22 protein-coding genes and 3 pseudogenes are annotated in these 25802 nt (G+C 64.3%); 17 read left to right on the top strand and 8 right to left on the bottom strand.

Annotation, left to right across the window (positions count from 1 at the left end; genetic code table 11):
• Positions 1–9: 9 nt before the first annotated feature.
• Positions 10–807 carry a cell envelope integrity protein TolA gene (gene tolA, locus ALC15_RS09540; RefSeq protein WP_050627017.1) on the top strand — a complete coding sequence of 266 codons (798 nt, stop codon included), beginning with the start codon at positions 10–12 and terminating at the stop codon, positions 805–807.
• A 49-nt stretch (positions 808–856) separates the two neighbouring features.
• On the opposite strand, the gene ALC15_RS09535 is transcribed toward tolA, so the two are convergent.
• The 4 genes from ALC15_RS09535 to ALC15_RS09520 form a co-directional block, all read right to left on the bottom strand.
• Complete coding sequence (locus tag ALC15_RS09535; RefSeq protein ID WP_050627016.1) at positions 857–2092, bottom strand: ABC transporter substrate-binding protein; 1236 nt, start codon at positions 2090–2092, stop codon at positions 857–859.
• A gap of 197 nt (positions 2093–2289) precedes the next feature.
• Positions 2290–2697: a hypothetical protein gene (locus ALC15_RS09530; protein WP_050627083.1), complete on the bottom strand. Its 408-nt coding sequence runs from the start codon at positions 2695–2697 to the stop codon at positions 2290–2292.
• Positions 2698–2797: 100 nt separating this feature from the next.
• A complete protein-coding gene (locus ALC15_RS09525; protein WP_050627015.1) occupies positions 2798–3478 on the bottom strand; it encodes a site-2 protease family protein in 681 nt (226 codons plus the stop codon).
• A gap of 86 nt (positions 3479–3564) precedes the next feature.
• Positions 3565–4467 carry a DMT family transporter gene (locus ALC15_RS09520; protein ID WP_050627014.1) on the bottom strand — a complete coding sequence of 301 codons (903 nt, stop codon included), beginning with the start codon at positions 4465–4467 and terminating at the stop codon, positions 3565–3567.
• 93 nt (positions 4468–4560) lie between these two features.
• Between ALC15_RS09520 and ALC15_RS09515 the strand changes: the two genes are divergently transcribed.
• On the top strand, positions 4561–5430 hold the full coding sequence (locus ALC15_RS09515) for a LysR substrate-binding domain-containing protein (protein WP_050627013.1): 870 nt from the start codon (positions 4561–4563) through the stop codon (positions 5428–5430).
• Here ALC15_RS09515 and ALC15_RS09510 read toward each other — a convergent pair.
• From ALC15_RS09510 to gntR, 4 genes are all read right to left on the bottom strand, one after another.
• Positions 5427–6173: an SDR family NAD(P)-dependent oxidoreductase gene (locus ALC15_RS09510; protein WP_050627012.1), complete on the bottom strand. Its 747-nt coding sequence runs from the start codon at positions 6171–6173 to the stop codon at positions 5427–5429. The genes ALC15_RS09515 and ALC15_RS09510 overlap by 4 nt on opposite strands.
• A gap of 22 nt (positions 6174–6195) precedes the next feature.
• A complete protein-coding gene (locus tag ALC15_RS09505) occupies positions 6196–6927 on the bottom strand; it encodes an SDR family oxidoreductase (RefSeq protein ID WP_050627011.1) in 732 nt (243 codons plus the stop codon).
• A gap of 113 nt (positions 6928–7040) precedes the next feature.
• Positions 7041–8879 (bottom strand): IlvD/Edd family dehydratase, encoded by a 1839-nt coding sequence (locus tag ALC15_RS09500; protein WP_050627010.1) that lies wholly within the window; start codon positions 8877–8879, stop codon positions 7041–7043.
• Between the two features lie 211 nt (positions 8880–9090).
• Positions 9091–10119, bottom strand: coding sequence for an HTH-type transcriptional regulator GntR (gntR, locus tag ALC15_RS09495; RefSeq protein WP_050627009.1), 1029 nt, complete (start codon positions 10117–10119; stop codon positions 9091–9093).
• A gap of 206 nt (positions 10120–10325) precedes the next feature.
• On the opposite strand from gntR, the pseudogene ALC15_RS09490 reads away from it, so the two are divergent.
• From ALC15_RS09490 to ALC15_RS09420, 15 genes and pseudogenes are all read left to right on the top strand, one after another.
• Positions 10326–11392: pseudogene (locus ALC15_RS09490) on the top strand (ABC transporter ATP-binding protein).
• A gap of 81 nt (positions 11393–11473) precedes the next feature.
• Positions 11474–12792: pseudogene (locus tag ALC15_RS09485) on the top strand (ABC transporter substrate-binding protein).
• Positions 12793–12901: 109 nt separating this feature from the next.
• On the top strand, positions 12902–13861 hold the full coding sequence (locus tag ALC15_RS09480) for a carbohydrate ABC transporter permease (RefSeq protein WP_094193784.1): 960 nt from the start codon (positions 12902–12904) through the stop codon (positions 13859–13861).
• 65 nt (positions 13862–13926) lie between these two features.
• Positions 13927–14850 (top strand): carbohydrate ABC transporter permease, encoded by a 924-nt coding sequence (locus ALC15_RS09475; RefSeq protein ID WP_050627007.1) that lies wholly within the window; start codon positions 13927–13929, stop codon positions 14848–14850.
• 52 nt (positions 14851–14902) lie between these two features.
• The gene (gene denD / locus ALC15_RS09470) at positions 14903–15889 is read left to right on the top strand and encodes a D-erythronate dehydrogenase (protein WP_050627006.1); all 987 of its coding nucleotides are present in this window, start codon (positions 14903–14905) and stop codon (positions 15887–15889) included.
• A gap of 24 nt (positions 15890–15913) precedes the next feature.
• Positions 15914–16870, top strand: coding sequence for a sugar kinase (locus tag ALC15_RS09465; RefSeq protein ID WP_050627005.1), 957 nt, complete (start codon positions 15914–15916; stop codon positions 16868–16870).
• Complete coding sequence (gene eda, locus ALC15_RS09460; RefSeq protein WP_050627004.1) at positions 16867–17517, top strand: bifunctional 4-hydroxy-2-oxoglutarate aldolase/2-dehydro-3-deoxy-phosphogluconate aldolase; 651 nt, start codon at positions 16867–16869, stop codon at positions 17515–17517. Before ALC15_RS09465 ends, eda begins: the two co-directional genes overlap by 4 nt.
• A 44-nt stretch (positions 17518–17561) precedes the next feature.
• A pseudogene (locus ALC15_RS09455) lies at positions 17562–18733 on the top strand (acetyl-CoA acetyltransferase).
• Between the two features lies 1 nt (position 18734).
• The gene (locus tag ALC15_RS09450) at positions 18735–20273 is read left to right on the top strand and encodes a class I adenylate-forming enzyme family protein (RefSeq protein ID WP_050627003.1); all 1539 of its coding nucleotides are present in this window, start codon (positions 18735–18737) and stop codon (positions 20271–20273) included.
• A gap of 144 nt (positions 20274–20417) precedes the next feature.
• A complete protein-coding gene (locus ALC15_RS09445; RefSeq protein ID WP_050627002.1) occupies positions 20418–20621 on the top strand; it encodes a hypothetical protein in 204 nt (67 codons plus the stop codon).
• 184 nt (positions 20622–20805) lie between these two features.
• On the top strand, positions 20806–22005 hold the full coding sequence (locus ALC15_RS09440; protein ID WP_050627001.1) for a CaiB/BaiF CoA transferase family protein: 1200 nt from the start codon (positions 20806–20808) through the stop codon (positions 22003–22005).
• Between the two features lie 11 nt (positions 22006–22016).
• Entirely contained in the window at positions 22017–23183 is a 1167-nt protein-coding gene (locus ALC15_RS09435; RefSeq protein WP_050627000.1) for an acyl-CoA dehydrogenase family protein, read from the top strand.
• 87 nt (positions 23184–23270) lie between these two features.
• Positions 23271–24407 (top strand): thiolase family protein, encoded by a 1137-nt coding sequence (locus ALC15_RS09430; RefSeq protein WP_050626999.1) that lies wholly within the window; start codon positions 23271–23273, stop codon positions 24405–24407.
• Entirely contained in the window at positions 24404–24763 is a 360-nt protein-coding gene (locus ALC15_RS09425; RefSeq protein WP_050626998.1) for a Zn-ribbon domain-containing OB-fold protein, read from the top strand. Before ALC15_RS09430 ends, ALC15_RS09425 begins: the two co-directional genes overlap by 4 nt.
• Before the next feature lie 472 nt (positions 24764–25235).
• The gene (locus ALC15_RS09420; RefSeq protein WP_050626997.1) at positions 25236–25763 is read left to right on the top strand and encodes a carboxymuconolactone decarboxylase family protein; all 528 of its coding nucleotides are present in this window, start codon (positions 25236–25238) and stop codon (positions 25761–25763) included.
• Positions 25764–25802 lie beyond the last annotated feature (39 nt).

Genomic DNA, 25802 nt, shown 5'->3' with positions numbered 1-25802 from the left:
CGATCAGCGATGTCCACCAACCCCGATCTCGATCTGCGGACGTCGAAGCGGCTCTGGGTAATCGCCGCGGTGACGGCGGTCGGGCTGCATCTGGGCGGCGCGGCGCTGGCGCTGACGAATTTGCGCGGCGACGACGGCGACGAGGGGCTTGGTGCTGCCGGCGCGGAGTACGCCGTCGAGCTTGCCTCTCCCGATGTGCCTGAAGAAGCCGCACCGCCCGGCGCGCCGGCTGACGAGCAGCAGGCCGTGCAGGAAATGGCGCAGCAGAAGGCAGAGGTGAAGGACACCGACCTGCCTCAGGAAAAGCCTGTCGAGGCCGACGATCCCGATCGCATCGTGACGGAGGACACCGCCAAGAAGCAGAAGGAGGAGGAAGCCAAGGTCGCCAAGGTCGAGACCAACGCGCAGGAAGCGCAGCAGGCTTCAGAAGCGGCCGCGCCGACCAAGCTGGAAGACGCTTCGCGTCAGTCGGAGACGACGAAGGCGCCCAATCCCGGGATCGGCAAGGACAAGTTCGCGCTGACCGCCAAATGGGGCAAGAAGATCAGCGCCTATCTCGACCTGCACAAGAAATTCCCGGAGAATAGCAAGACCAAGGAGGGCAAGGTGAAGCTTGCCCTGGTGCTCAATCGCCTCGGCAAGGTCTTGTCCGTTGCGGTGATGGAAACGTCCGGGGATGCCGCGTTCGACGACGCAGCGGTCTCGATGGTCCACCGCTCCGATCCCGTGCCGGCGCCGCCGGCCGGACTGACCGAGGACCAGTTCTCCTTCACGCTTCCCGTCACGTTCAACAAGCCGAAGAAGTAGCTGTCGTCATTCCCCGATGCGCAATTGTGCATCGGGGAATGACGGGTACTCAGCTCTTCTTCACGAGTGGGCAGACGCTCTTCTCGAGCGGCAACCAGGCTTCATCCGCCGGGATCGTCGCGATCAGCTTGTAATAGTCCCACGGATATTTCGACTCCGAAGGCTTCTTCACCTCGAACAGGTAGGCGGGGTGGATCTTGCGGCCGTCGACGCGGATTGAGCCCTTGCCGAACAGCGGATCGTCGGTCGGCAGCTCCTTCATCTTGGCGACCACGGCGCGGCCGTCATGCGGATTGCCGCCGAGTGCTTCCAGCGCCTTGAAATAGTGGATCAGCGACGAATAGACGCCGGCCTGCACCATGGTCGGCGGGTTCTTCTTGAAGCGCTCCATGAAGCGCTTGGTGAAGGCGCGGGTCTGATCGTTCATGTCCCAGTAGAACGTTTCGGTGAAGTTCAGGCCCTGGGCAACGTTGAGGCCGAGCGCATTGATGTCGGTAATGAACAGCAGCATGCCGGCGAGCCGCTGGCCGCCCGAGACGATGCCGAATTCGGCGGCCTGCTTGATCGCGTTGGTGGTGTCGCCGCCGGCATTGGCAAGGCCGACGATCTTGGCCTTCGAGCTTTGTGCCTGCAGCAGGAAAGACGAGAAGTCCGCGTTGTTGAGCGGATGCTTGACGCTGCCGAGCACCTTGCCGCCGTTCGCGGTGACGACATTCGAGGTGTCGCGCTCCAGCGCCTGGCCGAACGCGTAGTCCGCGGTGAGGAAGAACCAGGTGTCGCCGCCGGATTTCACCAGCGCCTTGCCGGTGCCGTTGGCGAGCATGTAGGTGTCGTAGACCCAGTGCACCGTGTTCGGCGAGCACTGCGCGCCCGTGAGGTCGGACGAGGCAGAGCCCGAGTTCAAATTGACGACGTTCTTCTCCTTGGCGAGGTTGGCGATCGCAAGCCCGACATTGGACGCCGCCAGATCGACGAACACGTCGACCTTCTCGACATCGATCCACTGCTTGCCGATGTTGACCGCAACATCCGGCTTGTTCTGGTGGTCGGCCGAGATCAAATCGATCTTCCAGCCCTTGGCCAGCAGCCCGGAATCCTCGATTGCCATCTGCGCCGCGACCGTCGAGCCGGGACCGCCGATATCCTGATAGAGACCGGACTGATCGCCGAGGGCGCCGACCTTGGCGACCTTGTCCATGGTCTGCGCCGACGCTGTGCCGGCGAACACGAGGCTCGCGGTCGCGGCCAGGGCTGTCGTGACCAGGGCTGCAATGGAACGCTTCATCTTCCCTCCAGTATGATTTTGTTTTTTGAGTTCCGCATTATGCCCGGCATCGGGCGCATCGCCTAGGGCGCTGCTTCGATCGAGCGCGCGCGATATTCCACGCCGCGGTGATTGAATGGCCGATGACGCGCGACGCGATGCCGCGGCGTTCGCGTGTCTGTCATGAATGTGTCGAACGGGATGAAGCGCGGGCGGCGCTATTTCCAGTAGTAGCGGATCGCGACGTAGACCACGACGAGGCAGGCGAAGATCAGCGCCACCGGCATCGGACGCTTGGCGTTCGGGTCCGATGTGGCCGCTTTCTTGGCGGGCAGGCGGCGGAACGCGGTGACGTTGCCGGTGTCGGCAACCGGTTCGCGCGTGCGCGCCGGAACCTCGGGCGCCTTTCCGGCGCCGCCCATTTCCGCATAATAGGTGCGGTACATCTCCTGGATCGTCGCCTCGCTGGCCTCGGCGTCGGTCATCTGCTCCAGCAGCCTCTTGTAGATGGCCAGGAAATTCTGCGCCTCGGGCGGCAAAGCAGAAGCGCCGTTCAGCTTCGCCATCATCTTCCAGGTTGCAAAGTCAGCCCGCGCACGCGTGTCGGCGCGTCGTGCAATCAGCATATCGGCAGCTTTGATCACCATGGCCTCGAAGCGTTCCTGTCCCCGCGCATGTCCGGAGATTGGCACCGAATTCCGGTCAGATCATGCGCCAAATCAAAGGCTATGTGTTTCCGGTAATGAGGAGAAGGGCATTGATCACATAGCCGGTCAGAGTTCGCAGTATCGTTGAAATAACATCAAGATTTAGGCCGATCTGCCTGCCAATCACGGGCAGCAGGATCAGAAGGCCGATCAGGATCAGCATGCCGTAGGGCTCCAGCCGGGCCAGCGGGATCGCCAGCGGCCGCGGCAGCAGCCCGACCGCGACCCTTCCGCCGTCCAGCGGCGGGATTGGCATCATGTTGAAGATCGCGAGCACGATGTTGATCAGGAACGCGTTTTTCAGATTGTCCGCAGTCCATTTTGCCGCACCTGCCGGAACCAATGGCAGCGCGTGGAATGCCAGCGCCGCTACGGTCGCCAGGATGATGTTGGTGACCGGGCCGGCCAGCGCCACCCAGACCATGTCGAGCTTGGGATGGTTCAGCTTGCGGAAGCTCACGGGCACCGGCTTGGCGTAGCCGAACAGGAACGGCGAATGCGCGAACAGCAGCACCGCCGGCAGGATCAGCGTGCCGAATGGGTCGATGTGCTTCAGCGGGTTGAAGCTGACGCGCCCGAGCTTCCAGGCGGTGTCGTCGCCGAGCCGGTGCGCGACGAAGCCGTGTGCGGCTTCGTGAAACGTGATCGCGATGACCAGCGGCAGGACCCAGACGGAGACGTCGTAGAGGGAAATGTTCAATGGCGTGCCGCCCTTTGGGTTCGCTCGGGAATGACCTTCAGGCTAGCACGGATTCGGCGGCGGCTTTGCGGGTGCGTGGTCGCGGGTCAGGATGTCTCCGGTGAGACCACGCGAGCCTTGTGCGGCTGCGTGGTCGCGATCCAGATGCCGGCAAACACCGTGACGATCCCGGCGACAAGATTCCAGCTCAGCGGCTCGCCGAGCAGGACCGCACCGACCAGCGAGGCCGCGATCGGATTGACGGTGACCGAGATCGCCACCCGGGTTGGCGTCGTCCGCTCCAGCGCGAAGGCCCAGAGATAGAAGGTGAGCGCCGCGCCGAACGCGCCAAGATAGGTCGCGCTGAACCATTGCGGCGCGCCAAACTCCGCGACCGGCGCAAAACTGCCGCGCAGCAGCGAGGCCGCGATCAGGACCACGGCCCCGGCAGCCATCGCGAGCGTGGTGAAGGGGATCGGGCCGGAGCGGCGGATGAAGGGCTTCGACCAGATGCTGTAGAGCGCCATGCAAAGCGCGGCCGCGACCATCAAGAGATCGCCGCCCCAGGCGTCCGGCGGAGCCGTGGCAAGGCCGGAGAGCAGCGCCATCGCGACACCAAGGATGGTGACCAGCACGCCCGTGGCCTTGCGCGCGGTGAGTGGCTCGGCACCGAGCGCTGCGCCGACCAGCATGGTCAGCAGCGGCAAGGTCGAGAGCGCAAGCGCGCCCCGCGCGGCAGTCGTGAAAATCAGCGAGGCGTTGAACAGGATCGGAAACACCGCGAAGAACAGCAGGCCGAGGCCGGTGACACCGAGCCAGTCGCGCCGCGGCGGCCAGCTTCCAGGTTGTAGCAATGCGAGCGGCAGCAGCAGCAGGACGCCGATGCCGAACCGGAACGCGCCGATCGCCAATGGATCGATCGCGCCGACCAGGAACCGCGTCGCTCCGATCGAGGTTCCGCCGATCGCACTCGACAACACCGCGGCCGATACGCCCCAGATTTCGCCCATCCCGATCGATCCCTCTGTTTCGCTTGCGCAACCTAGGGAAGGGGAGGTATCCATGGAATGGAATAAATATGATCATTAAAATCAAGATTTGTTATGAGCGCGCCCGTCCTCGACCCGGATCTGCTGCAAGCCTTTGTCGCGGTGGCGGACCATCGCTCCTTCACCCGGGCCGCCTCGGCGCTGAACCGGACCCAATCCGCCGTCAGCATGCAGGTGAAGCGGCTGGAAGAACGGCTGCAGGCCGAGTTGTTTCACCGCAGCACATCCAGCGTCGACCTCAGCGCAGCCGGCGAAGGGTTGCTGGGTTACGCCCGCCGCATCTTGAGCCTCAACGCGGAAGCGATCGGCCGGGTGCGCGAGCACGGCACCGACGGGCAGGTTCGCCTCGGCGTGATGGATGACTACGGCACTTTGATCGTGCCGCCGCTGCTCAAGGAATTTGTCGCCAACTATCCGCTGATCCAGGTCGAGATGGAGACCGGGCTGACATCGTCGATGCCCGACCGGCTCGGCGAAGCCTATGACCTCGTGATCGCGATGCATCCGGAAGGGCGCGGCGAGGGCGAGTTGCTGCGCACCGAGCAGGCGGTGTGGGCCGCCAGCGCATCGCATCGTGTCGAAGAAATGGATCCGCTGCCGGTCGCGCTCTATCCGCAGGGCTGCCTGTTTCGGAGCTGGGCGATGCAGGCGCTGGACGAAGCGAGTCGGCCATGGCGGCTCGCCTTTGTCAGCCATAGCCTGTCTGCGGTCGAGGCAATCGCGGCGCAGGGCCTCGCTGTGACCGTGGTCAAGTCCGGCACCTTTCCGCCGGCGCTGCGGCGCCTGACGGCGCGTGATGGCATGCCGCGGCTGCCGCGGGCCGAAATCCGCCTGCACCGCGCGCCAAAGCTGTCGCGCGCGGCATCACTCTTGGCAGATCACCTGGTCGCCGCGCTTCGGCAGCCGGCGAAGCGGGCGAGCTAGTACGTCGCCCGGCCGCCCGAGATGTCGAACACCGCGCCGGTCGAGAAGGCGCAGTCTTCCGAAGCCAGCCAAGCCACCATCGAAGCCAGTTCCTCGACCTGCACGAAGCGGGCCTTCGGAATCTTCGACAGCATGAAGTCGATATGGGCTTGCGTCATCTGGTCGAAGATCGCGGTCTTCGCCGCGGCCGGCGTCACCGCATTGACCAGGATGTCGTGCTGCGCGAGCTCCTTTCCGAGCGATTTCGTCAGCGCGATCAGGCCAGCCTTCGACGAGGAATAGTGCGCGGCGTTCGGGTTGCCCTCCTTGCCGGCGATCGAGGCGATGTTGACGATGCGGCCGTATTTCTGGCCGATCATGGTCGGCACGATCGCCTTGCAGCAGATGAAGGGACCCTCGAGATTGATGCGCATCACCCGGCGCCAGTCGTCGAGATCGGTTTCCCAGACGGGCTTGTTGGCGCCGGTGATACCGGCATTGTTGACCAGGATGTCGATCTTGCCGAATGCCCTGAGCGTCTGATCGCGCGCGGCGTCGACCGCATCGGGATCGGCGATGTCGGTCTTGATCGCGATCACGTTCTCGCCAATCGCCCGCGCGGTCTTCTCCGCCAGCGGCTGGTCGAAATCCCAGATCGCGACCTTGGCGCCGGATGCGACGAAGCGCTCGGTGATGGCGCGGCCGAACCCCTGCGCGCCGCCGGTGACGACGGCGCAGCGGCCGTTGAGATCGATTTTGTTCATGCTGAATGCCTTTGCGTGCCCGTCAGAGCATGAAGCCGCCGTCGACGACCATGTCGACGCCGGTGGTGAAAGCCGCTTCGTCGCTCGCAAGATACACCGCCATGGCCGCGATTTCCTCGGCGGTGCCGAGCCGGCCCATCTTCTGGCGGGCGACGAACTTCTCGCGTCCGTCCGGACCCGCGGCAGCCGCGCGCTCCAGCATCGAGGGCGTCTCGACGGTGCCGGGGCAGATCGCATTGCAGCGGATGCCCTGGGTGATGAAGTCGAGCGCGACCGCGCGCGTGAGCAGCGAAACCGCCGCCTTCGACGCACTGTAGACGTAGCGATTGGCCGGGGGCCGCAATGCCGCGCAGGACGAAATGTTGACGATGCTGCCGCCTCCGCCTGCCAGCATCGCAGGCAGAAACGCCTTGATGGTCCGGTGCATGGACTTGACGTTGAGATCGAACGAGAAGTCGAAGTCTTCGTCCGAGCACTCCAGAATGGTGCCGTGATGCACGAAGCCCGCCGCATTGAGCAGGATGTCGATCTTGCCGACACGCTTGGCGAAGCTGTTGACATCGGCCGTGCTGCGAACGTCCAGCCGCGCGGTCTCGGCGATGCCTTCCTTGCCGAGCGTGGCGATGCCGCTCTCGTTGATGTCGGTGGCGATCACGGTCGCGCCTTCACGGGCGAATGCGATCGCGCATGCACGCCCGATGCCCGCCGCCGCGGCGGTGACGACGGCGCGTTTGCCCTTCAGTCTGTCTGACATGCTTTTCTTCCCTTCCTCTTGCCCGTCATTCCGGGGCGCGCGCAGCGCGAACCCGGAATCTCGAGATTCCGGGTCTGGTGCTTACGCACCATCCCGGAATGACGGTTGATGCTTCAGTGATTGTCCCGCGCCACGCCGACCTTGCCGGCAATGTCGTGGTAGCGCGTCGCGAGCTCGAGGCAGGCGCCGGTGGCGTGCTGGCCGACGGTCTGGCGGTAGAGCTCCTGCCACGGCGTCTGGTTGGCCGGGTGCGGGAAGCCGCCCTTGGCCTTCAGCTCGGCGCGGCGGGTGCGCAGCTCATCCTCGGAGATCATGATGTTGGCGCTGCCTTTGTTGAGGTCGATACGCACCTTGTCGCCGCTCCTCAGGATCGCGAGCCCGCCATCGGCCGCGGCCTCCGGCGAGGCGTTGAGGATCGAGGGCGAGCCCGAGGTGCCGGACTGCCGGCCGTCGCCGATGCAGGGCAGGGACAGGATGCCGCGTTTGATCAGCGCCGCCGGCGGCTGCATGTTCACCACCTCGGCTCCGCCGGGATAGCCGATCGGGCCGGTGCCGCGGATGAACAGAATGCAGTGCTCGTCGATGTCGAGCGCGGGATCCTCGATCCGCGCGTGATAGTCCTCCGGGCCCTCGAACACGACGGCGCGGCCCTCGAAGGCGTTGAGGTCCTTCGGGTTGGACAGATAGCGGTCGCGGAATTCCTTCGAGATCACGCTGGTCTTCATGATCGCGGAATCAAACAGATTGCCGCGCAGCACGATGAAGCCGGCATCCTTCACCAGCGGCTTGTCGTAGCCCCAGATCACGTCGCCGTCGGGCTTCTGCGCTTCCTTGCAATTCTCGCCCATGGTGCGGCCGTTGACGGTGAGGGCGCCTTCATGGATGCGCTTGTGCTTGATCAGCTCGCGTACGACCGAGGGCACGCCGCCGGCGCGGTGATATTCCTCGCCGAGATAGAAGCCGGCCGGCTGCATGTTGACCAGCAGCGGCACGTCGTGGCCGTATTTCTGCCAGTCGTCGATCGACAGCTCGACGCCGACATGGCGCGCCAGCGCATTGATGTGGATCGGCGCGTTGGTCGAGCCGCCGATCGCGGAGTTGACCACGATGCAGTTCTCGAACGCCTCGCGGGTCAGGAAGTCCGACGGCTTGAGGTCTTCCCAGACCATGTCGACGATGCGTTTGCCGGTCTCGTAGGCGATCTGGCCGCGCTCGCGATAGGGCGCCGGGATCGCCGCGCAGCCCGGCAGCGAGAAGCCGAGCGCCTCCGCCAGCGAGTTCATCGTCGAGGCGGTGCCCATCGTGTTGCAATGGCCGACCGAGGGCGCCGAGGAGGCCACGATCTCGATGAACCGCTCATAGTCGATCTCGCCCGCGGCGAGCCGTTCGCGCGCCTTCCACACCACGGTGCCGGAGCCGGTGCGCTGGCCTTCGTGCCAGCCGTTGAGCATCGGGCCGCCCGACAGCACGATCGCCGGCAGGTTCACGGTCGCCGCCGCCATCATGCACGCAGGCGTGGTCTTGTCGCAGCCGGTGGTCAGCACGACACCGTCGAGCGGATAGCCGAACAGCACCTCGACGAGGCCGAGATAGGCGAGGTTGCGGTCGAGCGCCGCGGTCGGGCGCTTGCCGGTCTCCTGGATCGGATGGGTTGGAAACTCCATCGCGATGCCGCCGGCGGCGCGGATGCCCTCGCGGACGCGGTGGGCGAGCTCGAGGTGATGCCGGTTGCAGGGCGACAGGTCGTTGCCGGTCTGTGCGATGCCGATGATCGGCTTGCCCGACTGCAATTCCTCGCGGGTCAGGCCGTAATTGAGATAGCGCTCGAGATAGAGCGCGGTCATGCCCGGATTGTGCGGGTTGTCGAACCATTCCTGGGAGCGGAGCCTGCGGCCCTTGCCCTTTGTGGTCTCGCCTGCGGCGCTGTGCCCGTTGGTATGGGGTTTTGTCATTGGTTTCTCCCGCAATGCAAATCGTGCTGGGCCCATTCAAGGGCTCTGGTTCAACGTTGTTCTACCTTGCGCAAATCGTCGGGCATTACAAACCCAGGCGATCAGGCACAGGTGTTTCGATGGATGAATTGGACCTTAGTTGAAGGCACTTGGTTGCGCTATCATTTTGTCATTTTTCGCGTCCTTGTGACGGGCTGGTGTCAAGTGCATGTCAGCTGCGTCGCGCCGAGCTTTGCCGTTCCATGACACTGAAGCCGAGGTCGACGACGGGCTTAGCGGGACGGCGGCCTTCCAGCGTCTCGATCACCATCATGGCAGCGTTTCTGCCCATTTCGTAACGATTGGTGCGCACGCTGCTCAGCGTCGGCTCGCTCGACGCCATGAATTCGAGGTCGTTGAAGCCGACGATCGCCACCTGCTCCGGCACCGCCATGTGGCGGCGCTTGCATTCGAACAGCGCGCCGAGTGCAAGGTCGTCATTGACGCAGAACACCGCGTCGATGTCGGGCGCCTTGGCGAGCAGGTCGGCAAACAGCGTCCCGCCCAGCGTCACCGAGGTCGGTATCGCTGTGGTGACGATGAGCTGCGGATCGAACAGGGCGGCCTCGGTCATCGCGGCGCGATAGCCGTCAAGCCGCCGCTGCACCCGCGGATCCATTCGCGCGCCGAGGAAGCCGATCCGTCGGTAGCCCTGCGCAAGGAGGTGGGCGATCGCGGCTTTTGCCGCGTCAAAATGCGAGAATCCGATCATCATGTCGATCGGCGAGGGGCCGACCTCCATGATTTGCACGATCGGGCAATCCACTGCCTCCATGACGCGGCGGGAATCGGCGGTCTGGTTGATGCCGGTAATGATCAGCCCGGCCGGCTTCTGTGCCAGAAAAAGACGCAGCAGGCGCTCTTCCTGCAGGATGCTGTAGCGGGTGTTGGCGAGCTGAATGCTGTAGCGGCTGACGTCGAGCGCGTCATAGATGCCGCGCAGCACGTCCGCGAACACGTTGTTGGTCAGCGACGGGATCAGGACACCGATCACCTCGGTACGCTGCGACGCAAGCGCGCGTGCCGCGAGATTGGGCACGTAACCGAGTTCTTTTGCCGCACTCTCGACCCGGGCGCGCTTGCCGGTCGAGAGCGCGTCCGGATTCCTGAAGAAACGCGAGGCCGTAATCGGACTGACGCCGGCGAGCTTCGCGACTTCGGCGAGCCGGATCTTGCCAGGCGTGATGCGCTTTCGGGCCATTTGCCGCTCATATCACGACGTTCGTCGCAGACAAACCGATATTGACAGCGCTACCAAGCGATTGCTAATCGAACGATTGCCAAAACCGGATAAACTGCGGACAATATCGCCAGTCCAACAGAGCCGCGCGCCCAGCGTGGCCGGAACAAAACAGAGCGGTGGCGGCACTCGTCGTACGCCGTCGGGAACTTGAGGGAGGGAAGTGGATGTCGTCGGTCCAGATTCGCGACGTGCGGAAATCGTTCGGCAATTTTGAAGTCCTGCACGGCGTGTCGATCCCGATCGAGGACGGCGAGTTCGTCGTTCTGGTCGGCCCGTCGGGCTGCGGCAAGTCGACCCTGCTGCGCATGCTGGCGGGACTTGAGAACATCACCTCAGGAACGATCTCGATCGGCGACCGCGTCGTCAACAATGTCCAGCCCAAAGAGCGCGACATTGCGATGGTGTTCCAGAACTACGCGCTTTATCCGCACATGACGGTCGCCGACAATATGGCTTCTCGCTGAAGCTGCGCGGCGCCAAGCCCGAAGAAATCTCGACCGGCGTCAAGCGCGCGGCGGAAATCCTCGCTTTGACCCCGCTGCTCGAACGCTATCCCCGCCAGCTCTCCGGCGGCCAGCGCCAGCGTGTCGCGATGGGCCGCGCCATCGTGCGCGATCCCCAGGTGTTCCTGTTCGACGAGCCGCTGTCGAACCTCGACGCCAAGCTGCGCGTCGCGATGCGCACCGAGATCAAGGAACTGCACCAGCGGCTGAAGACCACGACGGTCTACGTCACCCACGACCAGATCGAGGCCATGACCATGGCCGACAAGATCGTGGTGATGCATGACGGCATCGTCGAGCAGATGGGGTCGCCGCTCGAGCTCTACGACACGCCGGCGAACCAGTTCGTGGCCGGCTTCATCGGCTCGCCCGCGATGAACTTCCTCAAGGGCAATGTGAAGGTGAACGGCGCCGCCTATTTCGAGGGACCGAACGGGGTCAAGCTGCCGCTGAAATCGGCGCCGGCCAATTCCGACGGCAAGCCCGCGGTGTACGGCGTACGACCGGAGCATTTCACGATCGCCGATGACGGCGCCGAGGCCGAAATCGTGGTGGTCGAGCCGACCGGGTCGGAGACCCAGGTGTTCGCCAAGCTTGGCGGCGAGCAGGTCGTCGCCGTGTTCCGCGAGCGCCATCTGTTTAATCCCGGCGACAAGGTTCGGCTCAAGCCGGATCCGGCGCTGGTCCATCTGTTCGATGATGCGACGGGGAAACGACTGAATAGCTGACGGACTGATCGATCATAATGGCCGACCAACAGGCCAGATCAAAAAACAATAAAAACACATACATTATTGGGAGGAAGGACGATGCACGATTTGACTCGCCGCTCGCTACTTCAGGGCGGCACCGCGCTGGCCGCAACCGGGATGCTCACCGGGCCGGCGCTATTTGACTTCGCCAAAGCCTGGGCGCAGAGCGCGCCGTGGAAGGCGGAGCCCGGCGCCAAGCTCACCGTGATGCGCTGGAAGCGCTTCGTGCCCGCGGAAGACGATGCGTTTAACGCCATGGTGGCGGCCTTCAAGGCGGCAACCGGCACCGAGATGAACGTATTCAGCGAGTCCTTCGAGGACGTGCAGCCGAAGCTTCGGTCGCCGCCAACACCGGCTCGGGCCTCGACCTCGCCTGGGGCCTGCACACGCTGCCGCAGCTGTTCCCGACCAAGGTCCTCAAGATGAACGACGTTGCCGATTATCTCGGCACCAAGTATGGCGGCTGGACGGATGCCGCCGCCAAGACCTGCAAGCTGGGCAATGATTGGCTCGGCATCCCCGTCGCCACCAACGGCGGGTATATGACCTATCGCAAGTCAGCGACCGACAAGGCGGGCTTCAAGGAATTCCCGAAAGATTTTCCGGGCTTCCTCGAGATGTGCAAGGCATTGAAGGCGAACAACACGCCGGCCGGCTTTGCGCTGGGACATGCCAGCGGCGACGCCAACGGCTGGCTGCACTGGCTGCTCTGGGGCCACAACGCCTGGACCGTCGACAAGGACGACAAGGTCATCATCAACTCGCCGGAAACGATGAAGGCGCTGGAATATGCAAAGGCGCTGTCGGAGACCTTCATTCCCGGCGTCGCATCCTGGAACGACTCCTCGAACAACAAGGCGTTCCTGGCCGGCGAGCTCTATTGCACGCTGAATGGCATTTCCATCTACGTGGCCGCCAAAACCGACCCCACCAAGAAGGAACTTGCCGAAGACACCTATCACGCGCTCCATCCGATCGGCCCGATCGGCAAGCCGACGGAATTGCAGCTGGCGTTCCCGATCCTTGCCTTCAACTTCACGAAGTATCCGAATGCCGCAAAGGCGTTTGTCGCGTTCATGCTGGAGAAGGCGCAGTACGACAAGTGGCTGGATGGCGCTCAGGGCTATCTTACGCAAACACTGAATGCCTATGAGTCGGCGCCGGTGTGGACGGCGGACCCCAAGAACGCCGTGTTCGCACAGGCCTCCAAGCGCACGCTGCCGGCCTCCGGCATCGGCACGCCCGGCGAGAAGGCGGCGACCGCAATCGCAGACTTCATCGTGGTCGACATGTTCGCGAACTACTGCACCGGTGCCAAGGACGCCAAGGCTGCGATGGTGGAAGCCGAACGGCAGCTGAAGCGCATCTATCGCTGATGTGATCGGCGCGGGCGGCGGATCGCCGCCGCTCGCACCATCATTGGAATGCCATCATTGGAAGCTCGCGTAGTCATGCTCAATCCGTTGAGCAATCGGGATATCGCCTATGGCTGACATTGCGCTCGCGCCGCGACGTGCGAAGACCGAAATCCGCGAAGCGACCGCCTGGGACAAGTTGCGCCACAACAAGAACTGGCTCGGCTTCTGGTTCATGGTGCCGGCGATGGCGTTCCTGATCTTCTTCCTGGCCTATCCGCTGGGGCTCGGGATCTGGCTCTCGTTCACGGATGCGCGGATCGGGCGCGTCGGCCATTACATCGGCACCGAGAACTACGAGTGGCTGTGGGACGATTCGATCTTCTGGCTGTCGGTGTTCAACACGCTGCTCTACACTTCGATTGCCAGCGCCATCAAATTCGCGGTCGGGCTGTATCTCGCGCTGCTGCTCAACGAGCGCATGCCGTTCAAGGCGCTGCTGCGCGCCGCCGTGCTGATTCCCTTCATCGTGCCGACCGTGCTGTCGGCACTGGCGTTCTGGTGGATCTTCGATTCCCAGTTCTCGATCATCTCCTGGTCGCTGAAGCATCTCGGCCTGATCACGCAGAACATCAATTTCCTCGGCGACAGCACCTGGGCCCGCATCTGTGTGATCTTCGCCAATATCTGGCGCGGCGTGCCGTTCGTCGCGATCACGCTGCTGGCAGGCCTGCAAACGGTGCAGCCGTCGCTCTATGAAGCGGCGACGCTGGATGGCGCCTCGCGCTGGCAGATGTTCCGTTTCATCACATATCCCTTGCTGACGCCGATCATCGCCGTCGTGATGACGTTCTCGGTACTGTTCACCTTCACCGACTTCCAGCTGATCTGGGCGATGACCCGCGGCGGCCCGGTCAACGCCACCCATCTGATGGCGACGCTGTCCTACCAGCGTGCGATCATCGCGGGACAATTGGGCGAGGGGGCTGCGATCTCGAGCGCGATGATCCCGTTCCTGCTCGCCGCGATCATGGTGTCCTGGTTCGGCCTGCAGCGCCGGAAGTGGCAACAGGGAGAGAGCAATGACTGATCTCTCCCGCTTGCTGGTTTCTTTGCGCGAACGGGGCAAGCCCCGCGCGCGCCCGGGAGAAAACAATGACTGATCTCCCCGCACAGAAGGCCGACCTCAAGTCCATCCTGTCGACGCCGGCCCGCGTCGATAACAGCGAGGGCATGAGCTATTTGCAGTCGGTGCCGCGGCGGATCGTGACGCTCTACATCCCGCTGTCGATCATCGTCATCATCCTGCTGTTCCCGTTCTATTGGATGGGGCTGACCGCGATCAAGCCGGACGACCAGCTGCTCGACCTAGACAAGTACAATCCGTTCTGGACCTGGAATCCGACCTTCAAGCACATCCACAAGCTACTGTTCGAGAGCTACTATCCGCACTGGCTCTGGAACACGATGTATGTGGCGATCGGCGCCACCGTGCTGTCGATCATCGCGAGCGTGCTCGCGGCCTACGCGATCGTGCGGCTGCGCTACAAGGGCGCCAATGTCGTCGGCGGCCTGATCTTCCTGGCCTATCTGGTGCCGCCGTCGATCCTGTTCATTCCGCTTGCCACCGTCGTGTTCCAGTACGGTCTGTTCGACTCGCCGTTGGCGCTGATCCTGACCTATCCGACCATCCTGATCCCGTTCTCGACCTGGCTTCTGATGGGCTATTTCAAGACCATCCCGTTCGAGCTCGAGGAGTGCGCGCTGATCGACGGCGCCAGCCGCTGGCAGATCCTGATCAAGATCGTGCTGCCGCTTGCCATTCCCGGCCTGATCTCGGCCTTCATCTTCTGCTTCACGCTGTGCTGGAACGAGTTCATCTACGCGCTGACGTTCCTGCAATCGACCCCGAACAAGACCGTGCCGGTCGCCATCGTCAACGAATTCGTCGACGGTGACATCTATCGCTGGGGCTCCCTGATGGCAGGGGCGCTATGCGGCTCGCTGCCGCTGGTTATTCTTTACGCCTTCTTCGTTGAGCATTATGTCTCGGCGATGACGGGTGCCGTGAAGGAATAGGCGCAAGGCCCGCATCTGAATTCGAACAAGAGAGAAGAAAAGGAGCAGGGTCGTGCACATTCTGATTCTGGGCGCCGCCGGCATGGTCGGCCGCAAGCTGACCGAACGCTTGCAGCGCGAGGGCCGTCTCGGCAAGCAGGACATCTCCAGGATGACCCTGCAGGATGTGGTCGCGCCGGCCAAGCCCGCGAATGCCTCGATCCCGGTTAATGTCGTCGCCTCTGATTTTGCCGACGCCGGCGCTGCCGCGCCCCTGATCGCCGAGCGCCCCGACGTGATCTTCCATCTTGCTGCGATCGTCTCGGGCGAGGCAGAGGCCGAGTTCGACAAGGGCTACCGGATCAACCTCGACGGTACCCGCTACCTGATCGACGCGATCCGCGCCGTCGGCGGCGGCTATAAGCCGCGGCTGGTGTTCACCTCCTCGATCGCGGTGTTCGGCGCCCCGTTCCCCGAGAAGATCGGCGACGAGTTCTTCCACACACCGCTGACGAGCTATGGCACGCAGAAGTCGATCTGCGAGCTCCTGATCAACGACTACACGCGCAAGGGTCTGCTCGACGGCATCTCCATCCGCCTGCCGACGATCTGTGTGCGTCCGGGCAAGCCGAACAAGGCGGCGTCCGGCTTCTTCTCCAACATCATCCGCGAGCCGCTGGCGGGCGAGGAGGCTGTTCTGCCGGTGTCCGAGGATGTCCGGCATTGGCACGCCTCGCCGAAGTCGGCGGTCGGCTTCCTTGTTCATGCCGGCACGATGGACCTGAACGCGATGGGGCCGCGGCGCAATCTCAGCATGCCCGGGATGTCCGTCTCCGTCGGCGAGCAGATCGCCTCGTTGGAGCGCGTTGCCGGCAAGAACGTCACCGCGCGGATCAAGCGGGTGCCGGATCCGACCATCATCAGCATCGTCTCGGGCTGGCCGCGCGATTTCGCGACCGACCGCGCGCTGAAGCTCGGCTTCACCACCGCCGAGAAGACCTTCGACGACATCATCCGCATCCACATCGAGGACGAGCTTGGAGGCAAGTTTGCTGCCTAGCTCGGCAGGCTCACAGGTCTTGGGATGACCAGGGTTGCCAGCATCGGCGAATGCATGATCGAACTGCGCCAGGCGCCGGGCGGGCAGCTTGGTGGATTGTATTCGCGCTTCTATGGCGGCGACACGCTGAACACGGCGGTCTATCTGTCCCGGCTCGGTGTCCACATCGATTACATCACGGCGGTCGGCGACGACGCGCTCAGTGATGAGATGATCGCCGGCTGGGCGGCGGAAGGCATCGGGACCAAGCATGTCGCGCGATTGGCGGGCAGGCTGCCCGGGCTCTATATGATCCAGACCGACGACAAGGGCGAGCGGCGGTTCTTCCACTGGCGCGACAGCGCCGCCGCCCGCGAGCTGATGGACCTGCCCGAGACGGAAGATCTCCTGAACTCGCTCGCGACGTACGACCTCGTCTATCTCTCTGCGATCTCGCTCTCGATCCTGCGCGAGGAGGGACGCGAGCGGCTGATGGCGGCGCTGACGCGGGCGCGGCTCCTGGGCACGCGTTTCGCGTTCGACACCAATTTCCGCGCCCGCGGCTGGCCGGATCTGACTATCGCGCGGAAGGTGTTCAGCAGTGCGTTTGAGACCGCCGATATCGTGCTGGCTTCGACCGAAGACTTGGCGCCGCTCTATCCCGGCGAGAGCAACACGGCGCTGCTCGCTGGCATCTCGAGCCCCGAGGTCGTGCTGAAGCTCGCCGAGCCCGCCTGCATCGTGCGCTCCCACGCAGGGACGAACGAGGTGAGGGCGGAGCCGCTCATCAAGCCGGTGGTCGATACCACGGCGGCCGGCGACAGTTTCGCCGCGGCCTATCTTGCTGCGCGGCTCGGTGGTGCTGAGCCTCCCGAGGCGGCGCGCGCCGGTCACCGTCTGGCCGGCGTCGTGGTGTGCTATCCCGGTGCGATCATTCCGCGCTACGCCATGCCGCCGAAGAAGGCGCCTCGTCCCCCACCATCCCGCAAGGCCTCGCAATGACGACGACATCAAAGCAGGACCGGATCGCCGAGCTGATCCGCCAGGCCACCGTGATCCCGGTGCTGACCATCGAGCGGCTCGAGGACGCCGTACCCCTCGCGAGGGCGTTGGTCGCGGGAGGCGTGCGGACGCTGGAGGTGACGCTGCGTACGGCGGTCGCGGCCGATGCGGCCAAGGCCATCATCACCGAGGTGCCCGACGCGGTGGTCGGGATCGGCACCATCCTCAATGCCGACGATCTGGCCCGCGCCGAGGCGCTCGGTGCCAAATTCGGCATCAGCCCGGGGGCGACGCCCGAGCTGCTGAAGGCGGTCGCTGCCAGCAAGCTGCCGTTCGCGCCGGGGATTGCGACCGCCTCCGAGCTGATGCAGGCGCTGGCCCACGGCTTCGACGTCGTCAAATTCTTCCCCGCCGAGCAGGCCGGCGGTATCAAGGCACTGCGCGCCTTGGCCGGCCCATTCCCGCATGTCAGGGTCTGCCCGACCGGCGGGATTGGTGAGGCCAATGCGGCGACCTGGCTTGCCGAGCCGAACGTGCTGGCGGTCGGCGGCTCCTGGCTGTGCCCGGCGGCCGATATCCGCGCCGGCAACTGGGCGGGCATAACCGCCATGTGCGCCAAGGCGATGAAAACGCTGAAACCCACCTGAAGATACGCTACATAACTCCCGAACAGGAACAGGGAGATACGGCCATGACAGCAGCCAGCATCGTGGGTTGGGCGCACACGCCATTCGGAAAGTTCGACGCGGAGACCGTCGAGGGTCTCGTGGTCAAGGTCGCCAATGAGGCGCTCGCCGATGCCGGCATTGCCGCGTCCGACGTCGACGAGATCATGCTCGGCCATTTCAACGCCGGCTTCTCGCCACAGGATTTCACGGCTTCCCTGGTGCTGCAGGCCAATCCGGCGCTGCGCTTCAAGCCGACCACCCGGGTCGAGAACGCCTGCGCCACCGGTTCAGCCGCCGTGCATCAGGCATTCGCGCCATCGAGGCCGGCGCTGCCAAGATCGTGCTGGTGGTCGGCGTCGAGCAGATGACCAAGACGCCGGGGCCGGAGATCGGCAAGAACCTCCTGAAGGCATCGTATCTGCCCGAGGACGGCGACACGGTCGGCGGCTTCGCGGGCGTGTTCGGCAAGATCGCGCAGTCCTATTTCCAGAAATACGGCGACCAGTCGGACGCGCTGGCGATGATCGCGGCGAAGAACCACAAGAACGGCGTCGCCAATCCCTATGCGCAGATGCGCAAGGATTTCGGCTTCGAGTTCTGCCGCGCCGAGAGCGAGAAGAACCCCTATGTCGCCGGCCCCTTGAAGCGCACCGATTGCTCGCTGGTGTCGGATGGCGCCGCCGCGCTGGTGCTAACCGATGCCGAGACCGCCAGGACCATGGGCAAGGCGGTGAACATCCGCGCGACCGCGCATGCACAGGATTTCCTGCCGATGTCCAAGCGCGACATCCTGCAGTTCGAAGGCTGCACCGTTGCCTGGCAGCGTGCGCTGGACAAGGCTGGCCTGAAGCTCTCCGATCTGTCCTTTGTCGAAACCCACGACTGCTTCACGGTCGCCGAGCTGATCGAATATGAAGCGATGGGTCTGACGCCGAAGGGGCAGGGTGCGCGCGCCATCAAGGAAGGTTGGACCCAGAAGGACGGCAAGCTGCCGGTCAATCCGTCCGGCGGTCTCAAGGCCAAGGGCCATCCGATCGGCGCCACCGGCGTCTCCATGCACGTGATGAGCGCGATGCAGCTCGCAGGGCAGGCGCCCGAGGGCATGCAGCTCAAGAACGCCCAGATCGGCGGCATCTTCAACATGGGCGGTGCTGCGGTCGCCAACTACGTCTCGATCCTCGAGCCGGCGAAGTAGCTTGAACATTGCCGAATGGCTGGCAGCGACGGCGCGGGCGCGTCCCGATGCGCCGGCGCTGCTGACCGGCTTTGATCTCGACGCCGACTACGCGACCTTCGCCCGCCGCGCCGCCTCGATCGGGGCGGCGCTGGCGCGCGATCACGGGGTTGCCGCCGGCGACCGCGTCGCGCTGTTTGCCGGTAATTGCACGCAATATCTCGAATGCCTCTACGGCATCTGGTGGATCGGCGCAGTGGCGATCCCGATCAATGCCAAGCTGCACGGCCGCGAGGTGGCGTGGATCTGCGGCAATGGTGGCGCAAAACTCGCTTTCGTCTCCGATGACACGGTCGGCGCGCTGACGGAAGCCCGGGACGACTGCCCCGCCGGCATGACCATGCTGTCGGTCGACAGCGCCGCGTACAGGGCGATGCGAAGCGGCGAGGGCGCGCCCGAGCCGCTGCCGCGCGAGAGCAACGATCTCGCCTGGCTGTTTTATACATCCGGCACCACAGGCCGTCCCAAGGGCGTGATGCTGAGCCACGGCAATCTGCTTGCGATGTCGCTGTGCTATCTCGCCGACGTCGATCCGGCGACGCCCAACGATGCCTCGCTCTATGCCGCGCCGATCTCCCATGGCGCGGGTCTCTACAATTTTCCGCATGTCCGCATGGGCGGCCGCCACGTCGTTCCCGAAACCGGCGGCTTCGACCCGGACGAGGTGCTCAACCTCGGCCGGCAGCTCGACAATGTCGTGATGTTCGCGGCGCCCACCATGGTGCGCCGACTGGTCGATGCCGCCAAGAAGCGTGGCGAGAACGGCGAGGGGCTGCGCACCATTATCTATGGCGGCGGGCCGATGTACACGGTCGACATCAGAGATGCGATGGCGACGATGGGCCTGCGCTTCGTGCAGATCTACGGCCAGGGCGAGTCGCCGATGACCATCACGGCGCTGTCGCGCGAATGGCATGGGCAGAGCGATCACCCGCGCTATCTCGAACGGCTGGCCTCGGTCGGCACCGCGCAGAGCGTCGTCACCGTGCGCATCACCGGCAAGGACGGCAAGCCGCTGCCCGCCGGCGAGACCGGCGAGATCGAGGTCAAGGGCTTAACCGTGATGCTCGGCTACTGGAACAATCCGAAGGCCAATGCGGAGACGCTGAAGGACGGCTGGCTACGCACCGGCGATGTCGGCCGGCTCGACGCCGACGGCTTCCTGACGCTGTCAGACCGCTCCAAGGATGTGATCATCTCCGGCGGCACCAATATCTATCCGCGCGAGGTCGAGGAAGCCCTGCTGACGCATCCAGACGTCCGCGAGGTCTCGGCGATCGGTGTGCCGGATCCGGAATGGGGCGAGATCGTGGTCGCCTGCGTCGTGCTGGAGGATGGCGCCATCGCCGACAACGGCAGGCTCGATGCGCATTGCCTTGCCTCGATTGCCCGCTTCAAGCGGCCGAAACGCTACGTCTATCTCGATGCCTTGCCGAAGAACAATTACGGCAAGGTGCTGAAGACCGCGCTGCGGGAGATGATGGCCAAAGGCATGGGCTAGGGCGCGGTGAGGCCGGGTTGAATCGAAAATATCGAAAACAACCCCATGCACAGTAGGGATTGGGGTCGCTGGAGCCGTTAAGGGATAGGCCGCCGCCTCCCGTCGCGCTAAGCTGCCTGCGCCCAGTCACCGGGAGAACGGACCATGGGAATCGAGACGTCTCTGTCGCTGTCGGAAGTGAACGATCGCATCGCGATCCTCCGGGACAATATCAGGCAGCTGATCGAGCAGGCCGCAGGCGCTGCCGGCGCCGAAGTCGAGGAGCGCATCGCCGAGCGGCTCGAGCAGCAGAACGCGGAACTGGAGAAGCTCCTGAAGGCGCGCGAGGTGATGACTGGTGGCCGGTAGGATGGGCAAGGGCGCGTGCGCCGTGCCCACCCTCCGCCGGCTCTGATGGAATGCACGCGTTCCGTTTCGCGGAAACCGCCGGCCGCCACCGCGCATACGCCCATACGCCCGGCGCAGCTTGATCTCCGAGAAAACCTCCCGTTACTAGGCTTCAATCCAGAACAGCCGGGGAGCGAGCAGCACGATGGGACCATTGCAGGGTATCAAGGTCGTCGACATGACGACCGTGCTGATGGGACCCTACGCCACGCAGATGCTCGGCGATTACGGCGCCGACGTCATCAAGGTGGAATCGCCCGACGGCGACGTGACGCGGCAGATCGGTCCGACCCGGCATCCCGGCATGGGCCCGGTGTTCCTCAACACCAACCGCAGCAAGCGTTCGATCTGCCTCGACCTGAAGAAGCCGGCGGGGCGCGAGGCCGTGCTGCGGCTGATCGCGAAGGCCGACGTGCTGGTCTACAATGTGCGGCCGCAGGCGATGGCGCGGCTGCAGCTCGGCTACGACGTCGTCGCCAAGGTAAATCCGCGGCTGATCTATGCCGGCGTGTTCGGCTTCGGCCAGGACGGGCCCTATGCGGCGAAGCCCGCCTATGACGATCTGATCCAGGGCGCCACCGCGCTGCCGGCGCTGATGGCGCAGACCTCGGACGGCGTGCCGCGCTACGTGCCGAACGCGCTGGTCGATCGCATCGTCGGCCTCACCGCGGTCGGCGCGATCTGCGCGAGCCTCGTGCATCGCGACCGCACCGGGCAGGGCCAGCGCGTCGACATCCCGATGTTCGAGACCATGGCCGGCTTCGTCATGGGCGATCACATGGGCGGGCTCACTTACGATCCTCCGCTCGACAAGGGCGGCTATGCGCGCCACCTCTCGCCGGACCGGCGGCCGTACAAGACGCTGGACGGCTATATCTGCGTGATCGTCTACAACGACAAGCAGTGGGAGAATTTCTTCAAGGCGACCGGGCGCGACGATCTGCGCAGCGATCCGAAATTCGCCACCTTCGCCGGCCGCGCCACCAACATCGATGTCGTCTATGCCGAGCTCGCGCGCATTCTTGAGACCAAGACCACGGCCGAATGGAACGCAATCCTCGAGAAGGCCGACGTGCCCGTGATGCCGATGCACGATCTCGAGAGCCTGCTCGAGGACCCGCATATGGTTGCGACCGGTGTCTTCCCCGTGATCGATCATCCGACCGAGGGCCGCATCCGCAGCATGACGCCGTCGGCGCGCTGGTCGGAGACCAAGGTCGAGCCGAGCCGGCTGGCACCGCGGCTCGGCGAACACAGCGTGGAAATTCTGCGGGAAGCGGGTTTCTCCGCCGAGGAGATCGCGGCGATGCTGCGCGACGGCGTGGCCAAAGCAGTGCAGGCATAGGAGCACGACAGATGGATTTCACACTCTCCGCCAACCAGGAATCGATCCGCGACGCGGTGGCAAAAATCTGCTCGCGCTTTGACGAAGCCTACTGGCTGAAGAAGGACAAGGAGGGCGGCTATCCGGCCGACTTCCACCGCGCGCTCGCGGATGCCGGCTGGCTCGGCATCTGTATCCCCGAGGAATATGGCGGCTCCGGGCTCGGCATCACCGATGCCGCGATCATGATGCGAACGATCTCGGAATCCGGCGCCGGCATGTCCGGCGCCTCGGCCGTGCACATGAACGTGTTCGGACTCAATCCGGTGGTGGTGTTCGGCACCAAGGAACAGTGCCAGCGCATGCTGCCGCCGATCATCGACGGCCGCGACAAGTCCTGTTTCGCTGTGACCGAACCCAACACGGGCCTCAACACCACGCAGCTCAAGACGCGCGCCGTGCGGCAGGGCGACAAGTACATCGTCAACGGCCAGAAGGTGTGGATCTCGACCGCGCAGGTCGCCAACAAGATCCTGCTGCTCGCCCGCACCACGCCGCTGGAGGAGGTGCGCAGCCCGACCCATGGGCTGAGCCTGTTCTATACCGATTTCGACCGCAAGCGCGTCACCGTGCATGAGATCGAGAAGATGGGCCGCAAGCCGGTCGACTCCAACGAGCTGTTCTTCGAGAATTTCGAGATCCCGGTCGAAGACCGCATCGGCGAAGAGGGCCGCGGCTTCGAATACATCCTGCACGGCATGAACCCCGAGCGCATCCTGATCGCGGCCGAAGCGGTCGGCCTCGGCCAGATCGCGCTGAAGCGGGCGTCGGAATATGCAAAGGGCCGCATCGTGTTCAATCGCCCGATCGGCATGAACCAGGCGATCCAGCATCCGTTGGCGAAGTGCTGGATGGAGCTCGAGGCGGCCTGGCTGATGGTGCTGCGCGCCGGTTGGCAGTATGACCAGAACCTGCCGTGCGGCCCCGCGGCGAACTCGGCGAAATATCTCGCGGCGGAAGCCGGCTTCCACGCCTGCGAGCAGGCGGTGATGACCCATGGTGGCTTCGGCTATGCCAAGGAGTACCACGTCGAGCGCTACCTGCGGGAGTCGCTGATCCCGCGCATCGCGCCAATCAGCCCGCAACTCATCCTCAGCTTCATCGGTGAGAAGGTGCTCGGCCTTCCGAAGTCGTATTGATGATCAGCGCGAGATATCTCCGCTCGTCATTCCGGGATGCGCCGCAAGGCGCAGGCCCGGAATGACGGGGGAGAGGGTAGGGACACCATGAGCTTCGTCACCGGCGTTGGCCTCACATCCTACGGCAAGCATGAGGGCTCATCCTCGCTCGACCTGATGAGCAAGGCGGCCGAGCTTGCGATCACGGATGCCGGGCTGAAGCGATCCGACATCGACGGCATTCTGTGCGGCTACTCTACGGTGTCGCCGCACATCATGCTGGCCACCGTGTTCGCCGAGCATTTCGGCATTCGGCCGTCCTACGCCCATGCCGTGCAGGTCGGCGGCGCCACCGGGCTTGCCATGACCATGCTGGCGCATCAGCTCGTCGATGCCGGCGTGGCCAAGCACGTGCTGGTGGTCGGCGGCGAGAACCGGCTGACCGGACAGAGCCGCGACGCCTCGATCCAGGCGCTGGCCCAGGTCGGGCATCCCGACTATGAGGTGACGCTGGGGCCGACGATCCCGGCCTATTACGGCCTGGTCGCGACCCGCTACATGCATGAATATGGCCTCACGCAGGAGGACCTGGCCGAGTTCGCCGTCTTGATGCGCAAGCATGCGCTGACGCATCCCGGCGCCCAGTTCCACGAGCCGATCACGGTTGCCGACGTGATGGCTTCGAAGCCGGTGGCGATGCCGCTCAAGCTGCTCGACTGCTGTCCGGTGTCGGACGGCGGCGCCGCCTGCGTGGTGAGCCGCGAGCCGACCGGGGACCGGCGGATCCGCGTCCGCGGCTGCGCCCAGGCGCACACCCATCAGCACGTCACGGCCGCGCCCGCATTGAGCGAGCTCGGTGCGGAGATTTCGATCTCGAAAGCGAAGCAGGCGGCTGGCATTGCGATCTCGGACGTGCGTTACGCCGCGGTCTACGACAGCTTCACGATCACGCTGGCGATGCTGCTGGAGGATCTCGGCCTCGCCGGACGCGGCGAGGCGGCGGCGCGGGTGCGCGCCGGCTATTTCAACGGGGATGGCGAGATGCCGCTCAACACCCATGGCGGATTGCTCAGCTATGGCCATTGCGGCGTCGGCGGCGCGATGGCGCATCTGGTCGAAACCCAGCTGCAGATGACCGGCCGCGCGGAAAACCGTCAGGTGCGCGACGCCTCGGTCGCGCTGCTGCACGGCGACGGCGGCGTGCTGTCCTCGCATGTCAGCATGTTCCTGGAGCGCGTGCGATGAGCGGACCGATCGCTGACTGGACCAAGGGCGCGGAAGCCATCGTCTATCAGACCTGCAACGCCTGCGGCGCGCGGCAATATTTCCGCCGCAGCTTCTGCGCCGCCTGCGGCGCGACCGATCTCGCCGAACATCGCGCGAGCGGGGCAGGGAAGGTGTATGCGACCTCGCTGGTCTGCCGTGCCGCAACGCCGGAGACGCGGGCGCATGTGCCTTACAACATCGTGCTGGTCGATGCCGACGAGGGCTTTCGCATGATGGCCCATGGCGACAACGACCTTGCCATCGGCGACAAGGTCTTGGCGCGCTTCACGCAATTTGCCGGACGGCTGGTTCCATACTTTGCAAAGACGAAATGAGGGGCTGAACGATCCAGTCAGAACGCCAAACCAGGCTGAATTGGGTCGCTCTCGCCCCTCCAGTTGCGGATCATTTTGGGCATGATCTTTTCCGAAAACCGCTACACACTTTTCGGGATCATGCTTCAGTGCCAGTAAAAGACAAAGCTGGCGATGACGAGCATCGCCGTCACCGCCAGCATTTGCGCAAGCGCTTCCGAGGCCGCCCTCTTGGTGGCTTCCTTCATGCGTTTCCCCTAGACTTGGGCGTGACTCATCGTTGCGCCGAGAACGCGCAAGACGGCCAGATTTTTGTACTCGGAACACCCCGCGTCGAGCATTCGCTTTGATGAGTCCCCACTCAGCGAATATCGACTTTCGCAGGGTTGTCTTTGAATGCGGCGGCAATTTGACTCGGGCGTGTTGCTCCTGCGACGGCCGGCAGATACTGTTTCGAACCCGACAGAAACGACAGCAAGATCAAGGTTAGGAAATGGCCCGTATCGACTACTCCGATCCCGCGAAGGCAAGCCCGCGCACCCGCGAGATCCTCGACAAGAACCGCAACGCCAACATCTTCCGCATGATGGCGCATTCGCCGAGTTACTTTGAACAGTACTGCCGGCTCGGCGGCGCGATCCGTCACAAGGGTGAGCTCGATCCGGTCGTGCGTGAGCTTGCGATCACGCGCACCGGCATTCTCTGCGAGGCGCCTTACGAAATCGTCGCGCATAAGCGCATCGGCAAGAATGTCGGCGTTACCGATGAGCAGAACGCAGCGCTCGACGACTGGCAGTCCGCGAGCTGCTTCAACGAGGTGCAGCGCGCCGCGCTCACCTTCACCGACGAGATCGTCAAGCTGAAGAAGCCGACGGACGCGACCTTCAAGGCGATCGCGGCGTTGCTGACGCCGGCCGCCTTGATCGAGCTGCAGCTCTCGGTCGGCTTCTACATCATGACGTCGAAGTTTCTCGAGACTTTCGAGATCGACATGCAGCCGGTGACGGAAGTGGTGAGTTGACCCTTTCTTCGCCTCGCCCGGCAAGGGCGGGGCGAGCGA

This window comes from Bradyrhizobium viridifuturi, from assembly GCF_001238275.1.
GTDB classification, from domain to species: domain Bacteria; phylum Pseudomonadota; class Alphaproteobacteria; order Rhizobiales; family Xanthobacteraceae; genus Bradyrhizobium; species Bradyrhizobium viridifuturi.
Note: the sequence above shows the minus strand (reverse complement) of the source record. Positions and strands in the feature narration are given on the sequence as shown.